A 16662-nucleotide genomic window follows, 5' to 3' on the forward strand; every position below is an offset into this window, starting at 1 on the left:
CCGGGAGGTCTCCCGCCTCCTCGGGCCATCCCCACGTGCGTGGGGACTACCCGGGGTGAACTCCCCCGAGGACCTGGCCAAGCGGGCCATCCCCACGTGCGTGGGGACTACGTGGGCACCGCCGCAAGGGCGTTCACCAGAGCCGGGCCATCCCCACGTGCGTGGGGACTACGCTTATTACACCGTATGGGGAGAGGGTAACGGAGGGCCATCCCCACGTGCGTGGGGACTACACCCTGGCGGCTACCAGCGCGTCCTGGACCCCCTGGGCCATCCCCACGTGCGTGGGGACTACACCCCCAGGTGGCTATGGCGGTCCTGGACACGCGGGCCATCCCCACGTGCGTGGGGACTACTCAGGGGGTGGGCCCGGCAGCTGGGGCCCACCTGGGCCATTCCCACGTGCGTGGGGACTACCCGCTACGATGGCCAGGAGCACGTGGTGGAGCTGGGCCATTCCCACGTGCGTGGGGACTACGAACGCCCGCCGGGCCAGCTCGGCGGCCCGGGCGGGCCATTCCCACGTGCGTGGGGACTACACTACACTTGACCAGGACGGCGAAAATACCCGCTTACCCCCCGTTATGTATCTTTTCGGGAGAAGTTCCGGGAAGGGGTTTTCAAGTTCCGCCGCGCCGGGGGAAGGGGTGAGGGTGGGGCGCTTGGGTCATCTTACCACACGGGCTTCCCGGGCGAGAAGGGCCATGCTGAGGGCGATGAGGGCGAAGGCGATGAGGGCCTGAAGGGGGATGGGAAACTGGGGTATGTACTCCACGGAGCAGGGCACCGGGGGCTTGCAGGCCAGGGTGAAGAGGTTGGGGAACTTCTGCTCCAGGAGATGCAGGGTGCTGATGCTCCCCCCGATCAGGGAAAGGGCCAGGCTGTAGGGCCAGACCCCAAAGTCCTGCCGCCACAGGGCCAGGCCCAGGATGACGGCCTGCGGGTACATGAAGATGCGCTGGTACCAGCAGAGCTCGCAGGGCAGGAAAAGCCGCACCTCGGAGTAGTAGAGGCTTCCCAGGGTGGCCACCAGGGCCACGATCCAAGCGAAGGCCAAGAGAAGGGGAGCGCGCTGCATCGGGCCCAGCATACCCCTAAACTGAGGGCGTGCGGGAAGAAGAGCTCAAGGAAGGGGAGGACTACTACCTGGAAAACGGCTACCTGGTCTTCACCGAGGCCTACCACCTGAAGCGGGGGTACTGCTGCGGCTCGGGTTGCCGCCACTGCCCCTGGCGGGAGGAAGAGGAAAACTAGTCCTCCAGAAGGGCTTCCACGAAGGCCTCAGGGTCAAAGGGTTGGAGGTCGTCCGGCCCCTCGCCTACCCCGACGAACTTGATGGGCACCTTCAGGGTGCGCACGATGGGGATCAGGACCCCGCCCTTGGCGGTGCCGTCCAGCTTGGTGACGATGACCCCGGTGAGGCCCACGGCCTCGTGGAATTTCTTGGCCTGCTCCAGGCCGTTTTGGCCGGTGACGGCGTCCAGCACCAGCCAGACCTCCTTGGGCTCCTCCGGGTCGGCCTTGGCGATGGCCCGCTTGACCTTCTTCAGCTCCTCCATGAGGTTGTGCTTGGTGTGGAGGCGGCCTGCGGTGTCCACGAAGAGGAGGTCGTAGCCCCGGGCCTTCATGGCCTGGACGGCGTCGTAGGCGAGAGCGGCGGGGTCGGTGCCCTCCGGTCCTTGGATCACGGGGATAGAAAGGCGCTTTCCCCACTCGGAAAGCTGGGTTCCCCCGGCGGCCCGGAAGGTGTCCCCGGCGCAAAACATGACCTTCTTGCCCAGGTTCTGGTAGTAGCGGCCCAGCTTGGCGATGGTGGTGGTCTTGCCCACCCCATTCACGCCCACCACCAGAACCACCCGGCCCTTGGGCTCCACGGGCTTGGGCTTTTGCGGGTTGAAGCCCAGCTTCCTCAGGGTGGCCCGGCGCTCGTCCGGCTCCAGCATCCCTACCAGCTTTTCCTTCACCGCCTCCTTCAGGTCTTTGCGGCCCGAGGCCCGGACTTCCTGAAGGATCTCCTCGGTGGCGGAGAGGCCCACGTCGGCGGCCAGGAGGGCCATCTCTAGCTCCTCCAGGACCTCCTCGAGGTTGCCGCCCCAGGGAATGGCCTTGAGAAGCCGCTCCCTGGTCTTGGCCAGGCCCGCCTTTAGCCGGTCAAAGAAGCCCATCAGCGGAAGTTGACGCCAAGCCCAAAGCGCCAGACCTTGGGGAAGCCCGCGAAGCCGTAGACGTAGGTAGCCTCGGCGAAGAGGCCGGTGTAGGGGTCAAGGAGCCCCTCAAGCCCGGCGCTGAAGCTGACGCCAGCGGTGGACTGCTCGCCCAAGAGCCCGCTCAGCCCCCCGCCGAAGTAGGGGAGGAGGCCCCTAAGGGTGGGGTCGTACTGGCCCAGGTCCGGCTTGAAGAGGAGGCTGGCCTCGAGGGCCACCCCGGGGGCGGCGGGGGCCAGCTCGGCCAGGAGGCGGCCGGAGAGGTTCTGCCGGAGGCGGCTTTCCACCCCGGCCCCGAAGGTGAGGCCCAGGCCCTCCCCATAGCCGAAGCGCATCTGGATGGCGCTCTGAGCCGTGGCCAGGCCCAAAAGGGCTATGGTGGCGAGAAGGAACCGCTTCACGCTCTCCAGTATACCCCGGCTTGCGGCTTTCTTCACGAAAGAGCCCGCTCCAGGCGGGAAAGGGTCCGTTCCCGGCCCAGAAGGGCCATGATCTCAAAGAGGCCCGGGGTTTCCAGGCTCCCGGTGAGGGCGGCCCGGAGGGGCTGGGCCACCTGGCCCAGTTTAAGGCCCCTTTGGGCGGCGAAGTTCCGGAGAAGGGCCTCGAGGGCGGCCTCGCCCCAGTCCTCCTGGGCCTTCAGGAGGGGAAGGAGCTCCTTGAGGACGGGAAGGCCCTCCTCCAGCTTGGCCCTGGCCTTCTCGGAGAAGGGGTAGTCCTCGGTGAAGAGATAAGGGGCCTTCTCGGGAAGCTCCTTCAGGGTGTCTATGCGGGGGCGCATGAGCTCCACCGCCCGGCGCAGGTAGGCCTCGCTGGGCCAAAAGAAGCCCGCCGCCTCCAGGAAGGGCTTGACCCGCTGGGCCACCTCTTCCAGGGAAAGGACCTCCCGGATGTACTTGCCGTTCATCCAGCGGAGCTTCTCCAGGTCAAAGATGGGCCCGCCCAGGGAGACCCTCTCCCAGGAAAAGGCGGCCACGAACTCCTCGAGGGTGAAGATCTCCCGCCCGTCGGGCATGGAGAAGCCCATGAGGCAAAGGTAGTTCCTCAGGGCCTCGGGCAAGAAGCCCTCCACCCTGTACCACTCCAGGGAGGTGTGGCTCTTGCGCTTGGAGATCTTGGTCCTGTCGGGGTTCCTGAGGAGGGGCATGTGGTAGAAGCGGGGCACCTCCCAGCCGAAGGCTTGGTAGAGGAGGACGTGGATGGGCGTGGAGACCAGCCACTCCTCGGCCCGGATCACGTCGGTGACCCCCATGAGGTGGTCGTCCACTACGTTGGCCAGGTGGTAGGTGGGGTAGCCGTCGGACTTGAGGAGAACCACGTCGGGGATCTCCCCGTTGTCGTAGACCACCACGCCCCTGAGCTCGTCCTTGACCGCCGTGGTACCGGGGCGGGGGACCTTGAGGCGGATCACGTGGGGTTCGCCCCGCCTGGCCCGCTCCTCGGCCTCCTCGGGGGGGATGTGGCGGGCCCGGCCGTCGTAGCCCCCCTTCTCCTGGCGGATCCTCTCCAGCTCCTCCGGGGTCTCAAAGGCCCGGTAGGCCCACCCCCGCCTCAGAAGCTCCTCGGCGTGGGCTTTATAAATGGGCAGACGCTCCGACTGGCGGTAGGGGGCGTGGGGCCCGCCGATGTCCGGCCCCTCGTCGTAGGCGATCTCCAGCCACTTCAGCGCGGCCAGGATCCTCTCCTCGGCCCCGGGCACGTAGCGGGCCCGGTCCGTGTCCTCAATGCGGACGATGAAGCGGCCCCCGTTCTTTCGCGCCCAGGCGTAGTTGAAGAGGGCGATGTAGGCCGTGCCCACGTGGGGGTCGCCGGTGGGGCTTGGGGCGATGCGGGTCACCACCATACCTGGCCCATTATCTCACCCAGGGCTAAAGGTTTGCCCTTAGGCTTAGGGCCATGGACGGCGAGCTTGTGGCCCAGGGACTTAGGAAACGCTACGGCCCCAAGGAGGTGGTCAAGGGGGTGGACCTCCACCTCAAGCGGGGGGAGATCGTGGCCCTCTTCGGCCCCAACGGGGCGGGGAAGACCACGACCTTTTACATGGTGGTGGGCTTCATCCGGCCCACCGGGGGGCGCATCTTCCTGAAGGGCCAGGAGATCGGCCGCCTGCCCATGTACAAAAGGGCCCGCATGGGCCTCGGCTACCTGCCCCAGGAGCCCAGCGCCTTCCGGCGGATGACGGTGCTGGAAAACCTCCTGGCCATCCTGGAGTTCCAGCCCCTTTCCCAGAGGGAGCGACTGGAAAAGGCCAAGGCCCTTCTGGAGGAGCTGGCCATCTACCACCTCAAAGACCGCATGGCCTACGCCCTCTCCGGCGGGGAAAGGCGTCGGCTGGAGATCGCCCGGGCCCTCTGCACCGACCCCGACTTCATCCTTCTGGACGAGCCCTTCACCGGGGTGGACCCCAAGAACGTGCGGGAGATCCAGAAGGTCATCGCCGAGCTTCGGGAAAGGCGGGGCGTGGGGGTCTTCGTCACCGACCACGCCGTGCGGGAGACCCTGGCCATCACCGACCGGGTCTACGTGATGTACGACGGGGAGATCCTCTTCCACGGCGACCCCGAGACCTTCGCCAAGGACCAGGGGGTGCGGCGGCACTACCTGGGGGAAGACTACGAGCTTTAGATGACCTTCTGGGCCCTCCTCGTCCTCATCCTCCTCCTCTCCGCCCTGGTGGCCTACCTGGGGGACCGGGTGGCCAAGTGGGCGGGAAAGCGGCACTTCCGCTTCCTGGGCCTCAGGCCCAGGCAGACGGCCACCCTGGTGGCCGTCATGACCGGGGTGGGGATCGCCCTCTTCAGCTACCTGGGCTTTTTGCTGGTCTTCCGGGAGGCCCGGGAGACCATCCTCGAGGCCCAGGCCGTCCGGGAGGAGCGGGACCGGCTTAAGGGGGAGCGGGAAGCCCTCCTAAGGGCCAAAGAGGCCATGGAGGCCGAGGCCGCCCGGGCCCTTTCCGAGCTCAACGCCCTCAGGGCGGAGAGGAAGGAGCTTCTAAAGGCCCTGGAAGAGGCCGAGGCCCTGAAGGGGCGCCTTATGGCCGAGGCCAGGGGCCTTCAGGCCCAGGTGGCCGCCCTGGGGAAGGAGAAGGCCCGGCTGGAGGAAGAAAAGACCCGGCTGGCGGCGCTCCTTTCGGAAAAGGAAGCCCCCCTCGCGGAGAAGGAAAGGGCTCTGGCCGAAGGGACCGAGGCCCTGAAGGCCCTGGAGGAGGCTTTGAGGAGGACGGCGGCGGAGAAGAAGCGGCTGGAAGGGGAAAAGGGCCGCCTGGAGGCCGACATCGCCCTCCTCCAGGCCCGCCTGGAGGAGGCCAGGCGGGAGCGCCAGGGCCTTGAGGAGGAGCTTTCCGCTCTGCGGGGGCGGCTCGCCGAGGCCCAGAGAAGCCTGGCCCAGGCCGAGGAGCGGGTGCGGGGCCTCCTCAGGCAGGCGGAGGCCCTGGCGGGGGAGCGGGGCCAGCTTTCGGAGAGGCTTTTGCGCCTGAGCCAGGGGCTTTACCTGGGGGAGGTGCGCCTGGGGGCCGAGGAGGGGAGGGCCACTTTGGAGCGGGTGGCCGAGCGGCGGGCCCTCCTCCAGGGCTTCCGGGGGGCGGAGCTATTGGAAGGGGAGGTGCAGGGGCCGGGTCTTGCGGTCCTCGAGGGGGCGGGGTACCGGGACGGCAGGCTTCTGGTGCGCTTCCGCTTCTACCCGGAGAAGAAGGCCTTTGCCGCCGGGGAGGTCCTGGCCAGCGCCACCTTCCGCCTCTCCACCCAGGCCCGCCACCAGGAGGTCCTGGAGCGCCTGGGGGAGGAGGCGCGGCGGAGGCTTCTGGAGGCGGGCTTTCCCCCCGAGACGCCACCTTCCCCTCCCCCGAGGAGCTGGCCCGGGGCCTGGCCCTCCTCCAGGGCAGAAAGGGCGTGGTGCGCCTGGGCGTGGTGGCCGCCAAGGACCTCTGGACCACGGAAAGGCCCCTTCTGGCCTACCAGCTCCTAGGGGGGCCGCCGGGCCCGGAGGTACCGCTCCCGACCCAGAAGGTCCCTTAGGACCGCCACCTCCTGGAAGCCCATGGCGCCAAGCTCCTTCGCCATGAGGCCCACGTTCTCCGGGGCGAGCTCCATTAGGAGGAAGCCCCCGGGCCTCAGGGCCTCCCAGGCCTCACCGGCCAGGGGCCGGGCCACGTCTAGGCCCTCAGGCCCGGCGTAAAGGGCCAGCGGGTTCTCAAAAGCGAGCTCCTTGGGGGCCACCTCCCGGTAAGCCTCGGGCAGGTACGGGGGGTTGGAGACGATGAGGTCCAGCCTCCTTAGCCCCCCCGTGAGGGGGGCCTTCAGGAAATGGACCGGAAGGCCCAGCCTCCTGGCGTTCTCCTCCGCCAGGGCCAGGGCCCTAGGGTCCACCTCGGTGGCGTGGACCTCGGCCTCGGGGAGGTGCCGCTTCAGGGCCAAGGCGATGGCCCCCGTCCCCGTCCCCACGTCCAGGACGCGGGGCCTTGGGGGAAGGGGAAGGCTCAGGGCCAGCTCTACCAGCCCTTCGGTCTCCGGCCTCGGGATCAGGACCCCCTCGGCCACCTTTAGGGGGAGGCCAAAAAACTCCACCTCCCCCAGGAGGTACTGCAGGGGATAGCCGGAAAGCCGCCTTTTTAGGAGCTCCCGGGCTCTGGCCTCCGCTCCCGGGGGTGGGGGCTCGGAAAGCCTAAGGAGGAGGGCCTTTCGGGGAAGCCCCGCCGCCAGGGCCAGAAGGTCCAGGGCCTCGCCCTTGGGGAGGCCCGCCCCTTCAAGCTCCCTCTCCAGTTCCCGGAGGAGCCTTATCACGGGGGTAGACCACCACGTGCCGCTCCTCCCCCTCCCCGTGGCTTTCCGTGGTCACCTTGGGGTGGTTCTTGAGGAGCATGTGGACGATGCGCCTTTCCGAGGGGCGCATGGGGGGCAGGGGCAGGGGCTCTCCCGTGAGCTCCACGGTAAGGGCCGCCTCCTGGGCCAGCCTGCGGATCTTGTCCTCCTGCCGCTTGCGGTAGCCGGCGGCGTCCAGGACCACCCGGTAGGCCCCGCCGAAGTGCTTGGCCAGGACCACCCCCGCCAGGTACTCCACCGCCTTCAGGGTCCGCCCCTCCTTGCCGATGAAGCGCCCCAGGTCCCCGCCCTTGACCTCGGCCCGGAGGAGGTTTCCCTCCTGGCGCACCTCCACGTAGTGGGCGGGGTCCAGGCGGAGGAGGAGGCCCACGAGAAACTCTTCCAGAACCTCCTTGGGGCCCTTGGTTTGGCTCTCCTTCCCGCTTTCTTTGAGCTCCACCTCCACCGGGGCCTCTTCCAGCACCCCCAGGTCGGAGAGGAGGTCGTCAATGCTCTTCTTCTTCTCGTCCATGACCCCAGTTTACGCCGCCAGGGGCTTGAGGCTTTTGTTGATGAGCCACTGCTGGAAGAGGCCGATGAGGTTGGAGAGGACCCAGTAGAGGGTGACCCCGGCGGGGAACTGCAGGACCAGGAAGACGAAGATCAAGTTTATGAAAAGCCCCTGGCGGATGACGTCCTTGTTGCCGTGGGCGGAGAGCCAGGTGGAGAGGAGGGTGGAGGCCACGTAGAGGACCGGGAGGATGTAGTAGGGGTCGGGCAGGGCCAGGTCGGGGATCCAGAGGAGGCCCTGGCCGAACTCGTAGTTGGCGATCACCTTCCAGAGGATGAAGAGGATGGGCATCTGGATGAAAAGGGGCAGGCACCCGGCGGCGGGGTTCACCTTGTGCTCCTGGTAGAGCTTCATGGTGGCCTCTGCCCGCTTGTTGGGGTCGTCCTTGTACTTCTCGTTGATCTTCTGGATGAGGGGCTGGAGGCGCTGCATCTCGGCCATGCTCTTGAACTGCTGGTGCATGAGGGGCCAGAGGAGGAGGCGCACCACCAGGGTCAGGAAGAGGATGGCGAGGCCCCAGCTCCCCGTGTAGCGGAAGGCGATCTCCATGATCCAAAGAAGGCCCAAGGAGAGCTGGCCCCAGAGGTTGGGGGTGAAGAGGCCGGGTAGAGCGAGGAGGCCCTCCACGTGGAAGCGCACCAGCTCGTTCTGCCCGCCGTAGACCTTGACCTCCTGGCCCGGGGGTAGCCGGACCTCGCCCTCCTTCCCCACCAGCTTGCCCTCGAGGGGCCCCTCTCCGAAGGCCACCAGGGCATAGCCCGCTTTGGGCCGGGTCTGCCAGGCCAGGTAGCGGAACCGGCCCTCCCCGCTGGGGAGGGGCTCCCCTTGGCCCTCCAGGAGGACCCGGGGAGCCCCTTGGGCGGAAAGCCTTAGGGTAAGGGGGAAGTCCGCCCGGACCCCCACGGTGTACCGTCCCTTGGCGATCTCGTAGGTGAGGGTGCCCTCCTGGCCCTGGAAGCGGGCCAGGAGGCGGCCGTCCTCCACCAAAAACTCCGCCTTCGTTGGGGTAAAGCCCGCCGGGCTCACCACGGGGCCATTCGCCCTGAGGTTGGGGGCCTTGGCGTAGTCGCCGATGGCGGTGCCCTTGTAGGTCTTGACGTACCAGCCCACCACCTGGCCCTTCTGGTCAAAGGCCAGGTCCACGAGGTTGGTGACGGCCACCTTTTCCGGCACGCCGTCCCCGTTCACGTCCACGTCCTTGAAGCCCGCCTCCAGGGCCAGGGCGGGAAGGAGGAGGAGGGCGAGGGCGATAAGGCGCCTCATCGGAGGCCCTCCTTGGCCTTCTTGGGCGGGAAGACGGGGGGCACGGGGTCAAGCCCCCCGGGGTGGAGGGGGTGGCACCTTAGAAGGCGCCGCGCCGCCAGGTAGCTACCCAAGAGGGCCCCGTGCCGTTCTAGGGCCTCGAGGGCGTAGGCGGAGCAGGTGGGGTGGAAGCGGCAGGTCCTGGGCTTCAGGGGGGAGATGAACCGGCGGTAAGCTTTCACGAGCAGGATCAAGAGGCCGCGCACGCCGCCTATTGTATCAGCCCGCTTTTCCTGAGGGCCCGGACCACGTCCTGGAAGAGCTCGGCGAAGCCCGCCTCCCGCGCTTCGGGGCTCGCCACCAGGAGGATGTGGGCCTTGGGGAGGTGAAGGCGGCGGAGGATCTCCCGAAGGCGCCTTTTCACCTTGTTGCGCACCACCGCCTTGCCCACCTTTTTGGAGACCACGATCCCCACCCGGGCCTCGGGAGCGGGGAGCCACTTCACGCTCACAAACCTGCCCCTTCCCGCCCTGCCCTTGCGCAGGCGCTGGAAAGCCCGGTCCCCTTTTAAGGAAAGAAGCCTGCCCCCCGCTTTGGGGGGGCCTTGGCCTAGCCGCTTACCTTGGGCGTCAGGCGCCAGCGGCCCTTTCTTCGCCTGCGCTTCAGCACGTTCCTGCCGCCTGGGGTCTTCATGCGGGCCCGGAAGCCGTGGGTCTTGGCCCGCTTCCTCCGGTTGGGTTGCCAGGTCCTTTTCATCCATTTCCCTCCCTGGGCCCCACGGGCCCCGATACCCTAAAGAGTGTAGCACAAGAGGGCCTGCATTGGGTCTAACGGATTTTTGCACCCGGGCGGCATAACGTTGACAGGCTCGGGCCTTCCCCTTATACTTCCCCCCAAACGGCTCTAGGGAGGAAGCCCGTGGCCCAGCTACTGGTGGAGAACGTCACCTTAACCTTTGGCGGTCTAGCCGCCTTGTCGGCGGTTTCCCTGGCGGTGGAGAAGGGGGAGCTGGTCTCGGTCATCGGCCCCAACGGGGCGGGGAAGACGAGCCTTTTGAACTGCATCTCCGGCTTCTACCACCCAAACCGAGGGCGCATCCTCTTTGAGGGGCACGAGATCACCCGGGCCTCCCCCCACGAGATCACCAAGCGGGGCATCGCCCGGGCCTTTCAGAACATAGAGCTCTTCTCCGGCCTCACCGTCCTGGAAAACCTCATGCTGGCCCGGCACACCTACCTCCGCTACGGCCTGCTCCAGGCCGGGGCCTTCTACGGGAGGGCTTTGGACCTCGAGGTGGAAAACCGCAGGAGGGTGGAGGAGGTCATAGACTTCATGGAGCTGGAGCCCTACCGCAAGGCTTTGGTGGGCAACCTGCCCTACGGGGTCAGGAAGCAGGTGGAGGTGGCCCGGGCCCTGGCCCTCTCCCCCAGGCTCCTCCTCCTGGACGAGCCCATGGCGGGCATGACCCTGGAGGAGAAGGAGGACATGGTGCGCTTCATCCTGGAGATCAAGGCCCAGGGCACCACCGTGGTCCTCATTGAGCACGACCTGGGGGTGGTCATGGACATCTCCGACCGGGTCTACGTCCTGGACTTCGGCCAGGTCATCGCCGAGGGGCCGCCTCTGGAGGTGGCCCAAAACCCGCGGGTCCAGGAGGCCTACATGGGGGTGGAAGCGTGAAGGCCCTACGCCCCTCCTACGAGATGAAGCGCTACACCCTGCCCCAGCTCCTCAGGCTCCGCGCCCTGGAGGAAGGGGACCGGGTGGCCCTCCGGGAGAAGGACCTGGGCATCTGGAACGAGGTCACCTACGGGGAGTACTACGAGAAGGTCCTCCTCTTCGCCCACGGCCTCCTTTCCTTAGGCTTTGCGCCGGGGGATCGGCTCGCCATCATCGCCGACAACATCCCCGAGTGGCTTTACGCCGAGCTCGGGGCCCAGGCGGTTCGGGGTATCAGCGTGGGCGTGTACCAGTCCGGCCTGCCCTCCGAGATCGCCTACATGCTGAGCTACACCGGGGCCAGCGTCGTCCTGGCGGAGGACCAGGAGCAGGTAGACAAGCTCTACGAGGTGAGGGCCGAGATCCCCAAGGTCCGCCACGTCATCTACGAGGACGAGAAGGGCATGCGGGGCTACCGGGACCCCTGGCTCCTCTCCTTTGAGGAGGTCCTGGAAAGGGGGCGGGAGCACCGCAGGAAGCACCCCGATGCCGTGGAGAGGCTCCTCCTCGAGGCCAGCCCCGAGGAGGTCTGCCATCTCTCCTCCACCTCGGGGACCACGGGCAGGCCCAAGGCGGCCATGCTCCGCCACCGCAACATGGTCCACATGGGGGTGGCCCTGCAGGAGGTGGACCCCCTCCTGCCCACCGACGACTACCTCTCCTTCCTGCCCCTGGCCTGGATCGGGGAGCAGATGATGTCGGTGGCCATGGCCCTCACCGGGGGCTTCGCCGTCAACTTCCCGGAGGCGGTGGAGACCGCCCTGCAGGACCTGAAGGAGATCGGCCCCCACGTCATGTTCAGCCCCCCCAGGGTGTGGGAAAGCATCCAGAGCAACATCTGGGTGCGGATGTCGGAAAGCTACGCCTTTAACCGCTTTGTCTACGAGAGGCTCCTTAGGGTGGGCTACCGGGCGGCGGAGTACCGCATGCGGGGTAGGCCCATGCCCTTAGGCCTTCGCCTCGCCTACTGGCTGGCGGACCAGGTGCTCTTCAAGCCCTTGAGGGACCAGCTGGGCTTCCTTCGCCTCCGGCGGGCCTACACCGGCGGGGCCGCCTTGGGGCCCGACGTGTTCCGCTTCTTTCACGCCATCGGGGTCAACCTCAAGCAGATCTACGGCCAGACGGAGATCAACGGCATCGCCTTCGTCCACCGGGACGGGGATGTCCGCTACGACACCGTGGGCAAGCCCATCCCCGGCACCGAGGTCCGGATCAGCGAGGAAGGGGAGATCCTCCTGCGTTCGGACGCCGTCTGCGCCGGCTACTGGGAGAGGCCCGAGGCCACGGCGGAGACCTTCCGGGAAGGCTGGCTCCACACCGGGGACGCCGGCTACCTGACGGAGGACGGCCACCTGGTGGTCATTGACCGCCTCTCCGACGTGATGCGCACCGAGAGGGGCACCGTCTTCAGCCCCCAGTTCGTGGAGAACAAGCTGAAGTTCTCCCCCTACATCAAGGAGGCCGTGGTCTTCGGGGACCGCAAGCCCTACCTGGCCGCCTTCATCAACATTGACCCCCAGACCGTGGGCAAGTGGGCGGAGGACCGGGGCCTGGCCTACACCACCTATCTGGACCTCTCCTTGAAGCCTGAGGTGGCCGAGCTCATCCGCAAGGAGGTGGAAAAGGTGAACGCCGAGCTTCCCGAGGAGCTTAGGATCCGGCGCTTCGTCCTCCTCTACAAGCTCCTGGACGCCGACGACGAGGAGCTCACCCGCACCGGCAAGGTGCGCCGGGGCCTGATCGCCAAGAAGTACGCCCCCCTGGTGGAGGCCCTCTACTCCGGGGCAAGGGAGGTGGAGGTGGAGGCGGAGTATCGCTACCAGGACGGTAGCGTCCAGCGGGTGCGGGCCAAGGTTCCGGTTTTGGATGTGGTGGCGGAGGTGCCCGTATGAGCTTTCTGGTGGAGCTTCTGGTATCTGGGATAGTCCTGGGGCTGATCGGGAGCTCCTGGCCATTGGGGCCTTCGCCGCCCACTTCTTCCTGGTTACCCTCAAGCTTCCCTTCCTTCTGGCCTTCCCCCTGGCCTTGGGCTTCACGGCCGTGGTGGGCTACACCTTGGAACGCGTCTTCCTGAAAAGGCTGGTGGGCCAGCCCATCATCTCCGTCATCATGGCCACCATCGGCCTGGCCTTCTTCCTGGACGGGGTCCTCCACCTCACCCCTTACGGGGCGGGGAGCTACGGCTACCCCTCCTTCCTTCCCGAGGGCGGGGTGACCCTCTTGGGGGCCCGGATCTCCTACGCCCAGCTCCTGGCCTTGGGGCTCACCCTGGCCCTGATCCTGGCCTTCGGCTGGTTTTTCCAGCGCTCCACCCTGGGCGTGGCCATGCGGAGCGTGGCCGACGACCAGATGGCGGCCATGAGCCTGGGGGTGTCCGTGGCCAAGGTCTTCGCCCTGGCCTGGGCCGCCGCCGGCCTCACGGCAGCCGCGGGGGGGGTGATGGTGGGCACCATCTCCGGCCTCAACCTGGACAGCCTGGTGCACATCGGCCTCAGGGTCTTCCCCGTGGTCATCCTGGGCGGGCTGGACTCCATACCGGGAGCGGTGGTGGCGGGCATTCTGATTGGGGTCTTGGAGAACCTGGCCGCGGGCTTCCTGGACCCCTTGGTGCCTGGCGGCGGTACCCGGGAGGTCTTCCCCTTCTTGGTCCTCCTTCTCGTCCTCTGGTTCAAGCCCCATGGCCTTTTCGGCACGGAGGAGATTGAGCGCGTATGAGAAACCCTTGGGCCCAGACCGGCAACTACCGCACGGACTACCGGCAGGACACCAGCATCTTCGCCACCCACCGGGAACTCGTCTCCCTCCTCCTTTTCCTGGGCTTTCTCCTCCTGCTCCCCCAGTTCCTCTCCCGGACCCAGGTCTTCATCCTGGACCTGATCCTGGTCTACAGCGTGGCGGTGCTGGGGCTCAACATCACCACCGGCTACGCCGGCCTCATCAACATCGGCCAGGCGGCCTTCATGGGGGTAGGGGCCTACACGGCTGCCCTCTTGGCACCCTTGGGCCTTCCCTTCTGGCTTCTGATCCCTATAGGGGGCTTGGTGGCCGCCTTCTTCGGCTTCCTGGTGGGGATTCCGAGCCTGAGGGTGAAGCACCTCTACCTGGCCCTGGCCACCCTGGCCTTCCAGATCATCTTTGAGTGGACCGTGGGCCACTCCCCCCTCCTGAAGCAAGGGGGGGCCATGGACATGCCCCGGGCCAGCCTCTTCGGCTATGAGGCGGGCTTCCGCAACCACTTCCACTTCTGGTACTACGTGAGCCTGGCCACCCTGGTGGTCCTGGCCCTCTTTTGGCGGAACCTCCTCAGGACCCGGTACGGCCGGGCCCTCATCGCCGTGCGGGACAACGACCGGGCCGCCGACGCCATGGGCATGGACCCCGGGCGCACCAAGCTCTTCGCCTTCGCCCTGGGGGCCTTTTACGCCGGGGTGGCGGGGGTCCTCTACGCCTACCTCTCCCGGGCGGTGGTCATAGAGGACTACGTCTTCGCCCACTCGGTGAAGTACCTGGCCATGGCCATCGTGGGGGGGCTCGGCACCCTGGTGGGAAGCTTCCTGGGGACGGGCTTCCTGGTCCTTCTGGACGTGAACATGGAGGCGCTTTCCAACTTCATCAAGGGCTTGGGTTTCAGCGTGGCCGGGGTGGACGTGGCCAGCGCCCTCCGGCCTTTGGTCTTCGGCCTCGTGATCCTGCTCTTCCTCATGTTTGAGCCTCGAGGCCTCTACAACTGGTGGCGACTGGTGCGGAGCTTTTTCCGCACCTGGCCGTTCAAGTACTAAGGGAGGGATAGGTATGCGGAAGGCGGTTTTAGGCGTTTTGGCGGCTTTGGGGTTGGCCTTAGGCCAGCAACAGGTGACCCTCTTCTGGTCGGGGGCCATCACCGGTCCCACCTCGGAGACGGGGGCTCCCTACGGGGCGGCGATTGAGGACTACTGCCGGCACATGGCCCGGTCCATCCCCGGGGTGGTGCTGAACTGCGTGGTGCGGGATGACCGCTACGACAACGCTACCACCCAGCGCCTCTTTGAGGAGGCGGTGGACCGGTTCAAGATCCCCGTCTACCTGGGGTACTCCACGGGGGCCATGCTCCAGATGAAGGCCCTCATCCAGGAGCTCCGGATCCCCACCCTGCCCGCCTCCAACCACGTGGGCCTCATTGACCCCCCCAACGGGGACTACTTCTTCATCCCCGTCTCCACCTACTCCGAGCAGGTGGTGGCCCTCCTGGAGTACATCGCCAAGCAGAAGAAGGGGGCCAAGGTGGCCCTGGTGGTTCACCCTTCTCCCTTCGGCCGGGCTCCGGTGGAGGCGGCCCGCAAGGCGGCCCAGCTGCTGGGCCTGCAGATCGTGGACGTGCAGGAGGTGGGGGCGGGCAACCTGGACAACACCGCCCTCCTCCGCCGCTTTGAGGCGGCCGGGGTGGAGTTCGTGGTCCACCAGAACGTGGCCGGGCCCGTGGCCAACATCCTCAAGGACACCCGCAGGCTAGGGCTTTCCGGCAAGATGCGCCACCTGGGGGCGGTCTACACGGGCGGCGTGGACCTCCTGCAGCTTTCGGGGGAGGCGGTGGAGGGCTTCCTCTGGGCGAGCCCCTATTTCACCCCCGAGGAGGACACCCCGGGCATCCGCCTGCAGAAGGAGCTGGTCTCCCGCTTTGGCAGGCCCGCGGGCTACGCCCAGAACCACAACTACACCGCGGGGATGCTGGCGGCGGCCATCGCCGTGGAGGCCATGCGGCGGGCCCAGGAGCGCTTCAAGCGCATCAACAACGAGACGGTCTACCAGGCCATCGTGGCCATGAACGGACCCAACGCTTTCCGGCCCGGCCTGGCGGTCTCCACCAAGCAGGGGATTGAGGTGGACTTCACCAAGAGCGAGCGCACCGGGGCCGAGGGCCTGAGGATCCTCGAGGCCAAGGGGGGCCGTTTCGTGCCCGTCACCGAGCCCTTCACCTCGGCCCTCTTCCGCAAGGTCCACTACGGCAAGTAGCCCATGGCGGGGGGCCTGGGGCCTGTGGCCTCGGCCCCCCTTTTGGAGGCCACGGCATGGACACCCTGAACCCCACCCGCCCCGAGGACCTGGGGCCCATTCTCCTTTTGGTCAACAACATTGAGGTGGTCTACCACGACATCATCCAGGTGCTCCGGGGGGTTTCCCTAAAGGTGCCGGAGGGGCGGATCACCGCCCTCCTGGGCCCCAACGGCGCCGGGAAGACCACCACGCTAAGGGCCATCTCCGGCCTTCTCATCCCCGAGGACGGGGAGGTGGTCCGAGGGGAGATCCTCTACCGAAACGAGCCCATCCACAACCGGCCCCCGGAGGAGATCGTCAAGAAGGGCATCGTGCAGGTCCTGGAGGGGCGGCGGGTCTTCAAGCACCTGACAGTGGAGGAGAACCTCCTGGTGGGGACCCTGACCCGGCGGGGGGTGAACCTGAAGGAGGAGCTGGAGCGCATCTACCACTACTTCCCCCGCTTGGCCGACCTCCGCCACCGCTTGGCGGGGTACTGTTCGGGGGGGGAGCAGCAGATGATCGCCATCGGCCGCGCCCTCCTCACCAAGCCCAGGCTCCTCCTCCTGGACGAGCCCTCTCTGGGCCTTGCCCCCCTTCTGGTGCGGGAGATCTTTGACATCGTGGCCCGGGTCAACGCCGAGGAGGGGGTCACGGTGTTGGTGGTGGAGCAGAACGCCCGGGTGGCCCTTTCCGTGGCCCACTACGGCTACATCATGGAGACGGGCCGGGTGGTCCTCGAGGGGGACCGGGACTACCTCCTGGAAAACCCCGACGTCCAGGAGTTTTACCTGGGCGTGGCCAAGGGGGGCGGGCGGAAGAGCTTCAAGGAGGTCAAGGCCTACAAGAGGCGCAAGCGCTTCATGTAGTCCACCCCATGCTGGCCTACGCATGGGGGCCCAAAAGGTCCCTTAGGGGCTTGCCCTAAGTGCCCGCACTCTATGGCCCAAGTCCGGGCTGGGGAAGGGCTTTTCTGGGGCCCCCGCCGCGGTGGGGTACTTAGAGGCTGTCGTAAAAGTCCTCCAGGGGCAGTTACGCGGCCCTGGCCCTCATAGTCCTTGGAGGCCCTCTTGGCCCTCAAGAGGGAGATGGGGGTCTAAGAGGCTGTCGTAAAAGTCCTCCA

The 16662-nt window shown here is 67.1% G+C and carries 18 protein-coding genes, 1 pseudogene and 1 CRISPR repeat array; of the genes and pseudogenes, 9 read left to right on the forward strand and 10 right to left on the reverse strand.

The annotated features are described in order from the left end of the window. Window positions 1–22: 22 nt before the first annotated feature. Window positions 23–539: direct repeats of the CRISPR family, unit length 28 nt; unit sequence GGGCCATCCCCACGTGCGTGGGGACTAC. Window positions 540–667: 128 nt separating this feature from the next. Then, window positions 668–1078 carry a disulfide oxidoreductase gene (locus BVI061214_RS06695; RefSeq protein ID WP_053767747.1) on the reverse strand — a complete coding sequence of 137 codons (411 nt, stop codon included), beginning with the start codon at window positions 1076–1078 and terminating at the stop codon, window positions 668–670. Between the two features lie 29 nt (window positions 1079–1107). On the opposite strand from BVI061214_RS06695, the gene BVI061214_RS13235 reads away from it, so the two are divergent. Next, complete coding sequence (locus tag BVI061214_RS13235) at window positions 1108–1254, forward strand: C1orf53 family protein (protein ID WP_003048082.1); 147 nt, start codon at window positions 1108–1110, stop codon at window positions 1252–1254. On the opposite strand, the gene ftsY is transcribed toward BVI061214_RS13235, so the two are convergent. Genes ftsY through gltX form a run of 3 tightly spaced genes read right to left on the reverse strand, consistent with a single transcriptional unit; the run spans window position 1251 to window position 4044 of the window. After that, on the reverse strand, window positions 1251–2165 hold the full coding sequence (ftsY, locus tag BVI061214_RS06700; protein WP_053767748.1) for a signal recognition particle-docking protein FtsY: 915 nt from the start codon (window positions 2163–2165) through the stop codon (window positions 1251–1253). The genes BVI061214_RS13235 and ftsY overlap by 4 nt on opposite strands. Continuing rightward, on the reverse strand, window positions 2165–2605 hold the full coding sequence (locus BVI061214_RS06705) for a hypothetical protein (protein ID WP_040684469.1): 441 nt from the start codon (window positions 2603–2605) through the stop codon (window positions 2165–2167). The genes ftsY and BVI061214_RS06705 overlap by 1 nt, the downstream gene beginning before the upstream one ends. 32 nt (window positions 2606–2637) lie before the next feature. Beyond that, window positions 2638–4044: a glutamate--tRNA ligase gene (gltX, locus tag BVI061214_RS06710; RefSeq protein ID WP_053767749.1), complete on the reverse strand. Its 1407-nt coding sequence runs from the start codon at window positions 4042–4044 to the stop codon at window positions 2638–2640. Between the two features lie 53 nt (window positions 4045–4097). On the opposite strand from gltX, the gene lptB reads away from it, so the two are divergent. Further along, window positions 4098–4826 (forward strand): LPS export ABC transporter ATP-binding protein, encoded by a 729-nt coding sequence (gene lptB / locus BVI061214_RS06715; protein ID WP_003048086.1) that lies wholly within the window; start codon window positions 4098–4100, stop codon window positions 4824–4826. Then, window positions 4827–6214, forward strand: a pseudogene (locus BVI061214_RS14040) (DUF3084 domain-containing protein). Here BVI061214_RS14040 and prmC read toward each other — a convergent pair. From prmC to rpmH, 6 genes are read right to left on the reverse strand one after another with little or no spacing between them, the layout of a single operon-like run. Continuing rightward, window positions 6161–6979 carry a peptide chain release factor N(5)-glutamine methyltransferase gene (gene prmC / locus BVI061214_RS06725; protein ID WP_053767750.1) on the reverse strand — a complete coding sequence of 273 codons (819 nt, stop codon included), beginning with the start codon at window positions 6977–6979 and terminating at the stop codon, window positions 6161–6163. The pseudogene BVI061214_RS14040 and the gene prmC overlap by 54 nt on opposite strands. After that, on the reverse strand, window positions 6942–7529 hold the full coding sequence (locus BVI061214_RS06730) for a Jag family protein (RefSeq protein ID WP_053767751.1): 588 nt from the start codon (window positions 7527–7529) through the stop codon (window positions 6942–6944). The genes prmC and BVI061214_RS06730 overlap by 38 nt, the downstream gene beginning before the upstream one ends. 9 nt (window positions 7530–7538) lie before the next feature. Continuing rightward, window positions 7539–8831 (reverse strand): YidC/Oxa1 family membrane protein insertase, encoded by a 1293-nt coding sequence (locus tag BVI061214_RS06735; RefSeq protein WP_053767752.1) that lies wholly within the window; start codon window positions 8829–8831, stop codon window positions 7539–7541. Beyond that, the gene (gene yidD / locus BVI061214_RS06740; protein ID WP_003048091.1) at window positions 8828–9076 is read right to left on the reverse strand and encodes a membrane protein insertion efficiency factor YidD; all 249 of its coding nucleotides are present in this window, start codon (window positions 9074–9076) and stop codon (window positions 8828–8830) included. The genes BVI061214_RS06735 and yidD overlap by 4 nt, the downstream gene beginning before the upstream one ends. Before the next feature lie 5 nt (window positions 9077–9081). Further along, on the reverse strand, window positions 9082–9450 hold the full coding sequence (gene rnpA, locus BVI061214_RS06745; protein WP_082333161.1) for a ribonuclease P protein component: 369 nt from the start codon (window positions 9448–9450) through the stop codon (window positions 9082–9084). Beyond that, window positions 9420–9566: a 50S ribosomal protein L34 gene (gene rpmH / locus BVI061214_RS06750; RefSeq protein ID WP_003048093.1), complete on the reverse strand. Its 147-nt coding sequence runs from the start codon at window positions 9564–9566 to the stop codon at window positions 9420–9422. Before rpmH ends, rnpA begins: the two co-directional genes overlap by 31 nt. 162 nt (window positions 9567–9728) lie before the next feature. Between rpmH and BVI061214_RS06755 the strand changes: the two genes are divergently transcribed. The 6 genes from BVI061214_RS06755 to BVI061214_RS06780 are packed head-to-tail and all read left to right on the forward strand — an operon-like array spanning window position 9729 to window position 16408. Beyond that, window positions 9729–10490, forward strand: coding sequence for an ABC transporter ATP-binding protein (locus BVI061214_RS06755; RefSeq protein ID WP_053767753.1), 762 nt, complete (start codon window positions 9729–9731; stop codon window positions 10488–10490). Further along, on the forward strand, window positions 10487–12421 hold the full coding sequence (locus tag BVI061214_RS06760; protein ID WP_156303235.1) for a long-chain fatty acid--CoA ligase: 1935 nt from the start codon (window positions 10487–10489) through the stop codon (window positions 12419–12421). Before BVI061214_RS06755 ends, BVI061214_RS06760 begins: the two co-directional genes overlap by 4 nt. Next, entirely contained in the window at window positions 12396–13244 is an 849-nt protein-coding gene (locus tag BVI061214_RS06765; protein WP_156303236.1) for a branched-chain amino acid ABC transporter permease, read from the forward strand. The genes BVI061214_RS06760 and BVI061214_RS06765 overlap by 26 nt, the downstream gene beginning before the upstream one ends. Further along, on the forward strand, window positions 13241–14308 hold the full coding sequence (locus BVI061214_RS06770) for a branched-chain amino acid ABC transporter permease (RefSeq protein WP_053767754.1): 1068 nt from the start codon (window positions 13241–13243) through the stop codon (window positions 14306–14308). The genes BVI061214_RS06765 and BVI061214_RS06770 overlap by 4 nt, the downstream gene beginning before the upstream one ends. Window positions 14309–14321: 13 nt before the next feature. Further along, window positions 14322–15518 carry an ABC transporter substrate-binding protein gene (locus BVI061214_RS06775; RefSeq protein WP_053767755.1) on the forward strand — a complete coding sequence of 399 codons (1197 nt, stop codon included), beginning with the start codon at window positions 14322–14324 and terminating at the stop codon, window positions 15516–15518. A 56-nt stretch (window positions 15519–15574) separates the two neighbouring features. Then, on the forward strand, window positions 15575–16408 hold the full coding sequence (locus tag BVI061214_RS06780) for an ABC transporter ATP-binding protein (protein ID WP_003048110.1): 834 nt from the start codon (window positions 15575–15577) through the stop codon (window positions 16406–16408). The last annotated feature ends 254 nt before the right edge of the window (window positions 16409–16662 follow it).

Source organism: Thermus aquaticus, from assembly GCF_001280255.1.
GTDB classification, from domain to species: Bacteria; Deinococcota; Deinococci; order Deinococcales; family Thermaceae; genus Thermus; species Thermus aquaticus.

Excerpts from the sequence above, each read along its gene's own strand:
- BVI061214_RS06695 (WP_053767747.1), bottom strand. The coding sequence starts at position 1,078 with ATGCAGCGCGCTCCCCTTCTCTTGGCCTTCGCTTGGATCGTGGCCCTG.
- ftsY (WP_053767748.1), bottom strand. The coding sequence starts at position 2,165 with ATGGGCTTCTTTGACCGGCTAAAGGCGGGCCTGGCCAAGACCAGGGAG.
- gltX (WP_053767749.1), bottom strand. The coding sequence starts at position 4,044 with ATGGTGGTGACCCGCATCGCCCCAAGCCCCACCGGCGACCCCCACGTG.
- lptB (WP_003048086.1), top strand. The coding sequence starts at position 4,098 with ATGGACGGCGAGCTTGTGGCCCAGGGACTTAGGAAACGCTACGGCCCC.
- BVI061214_RS06730 (WP_053767751.1), bottom strand. The coding sequence starts at position 7,529 with ATGGACGAGAAGAAGAAGAGCATTGACGACCTCCTCTCCGACCTGGGG.
- BVI061214_RS06735 (WP_053767752.1), bottom strand. The coding sequence starts at position 8,831 with ATGAGGCGCCTTATCGCCCTCGCCCTCCTCCTCCTTCCCGCCCTGGCC.
- rpmH (WP_003048093.1), bottom strand. The coding sequence starts at position 9,566 with ATGAAAAGGACCTGGCAACCCAACCGGAGGAAGCGGGCCAAGACCCAC.
- BVI061214_RS06765 (WP_156303236.1), top strand. The coding sequence starts at position 12,396 with ATGTGGTGGCGGAGGTGCCCGTATGAGCTTTCTGGTGGAGCTTCTGGT.
- BVI061214_RS06770 (WP_053767754.1), top strand. The coding sequence starts at position 13,241 with ATGAGAAACCCTTGGGCCCAGACCGGCAACTACCGCACGGACTACCGG.
- BVI061214_RS06775 (WP_053767755.1), top strand. The coding sequence starts at position 14,322 with ATGCGGAAGGCGGTTTTAGGCGTTTTGGCGGCTTTGGGGTTGGCCTTA.
- BVI061214_RS06780 (WP_003048110.1), top strand. The coding sequence starts at position 15,575 with ATGGACACCCTGAACCCCACCCGCCCCGAGGACCTGGGGCCCATTCTC.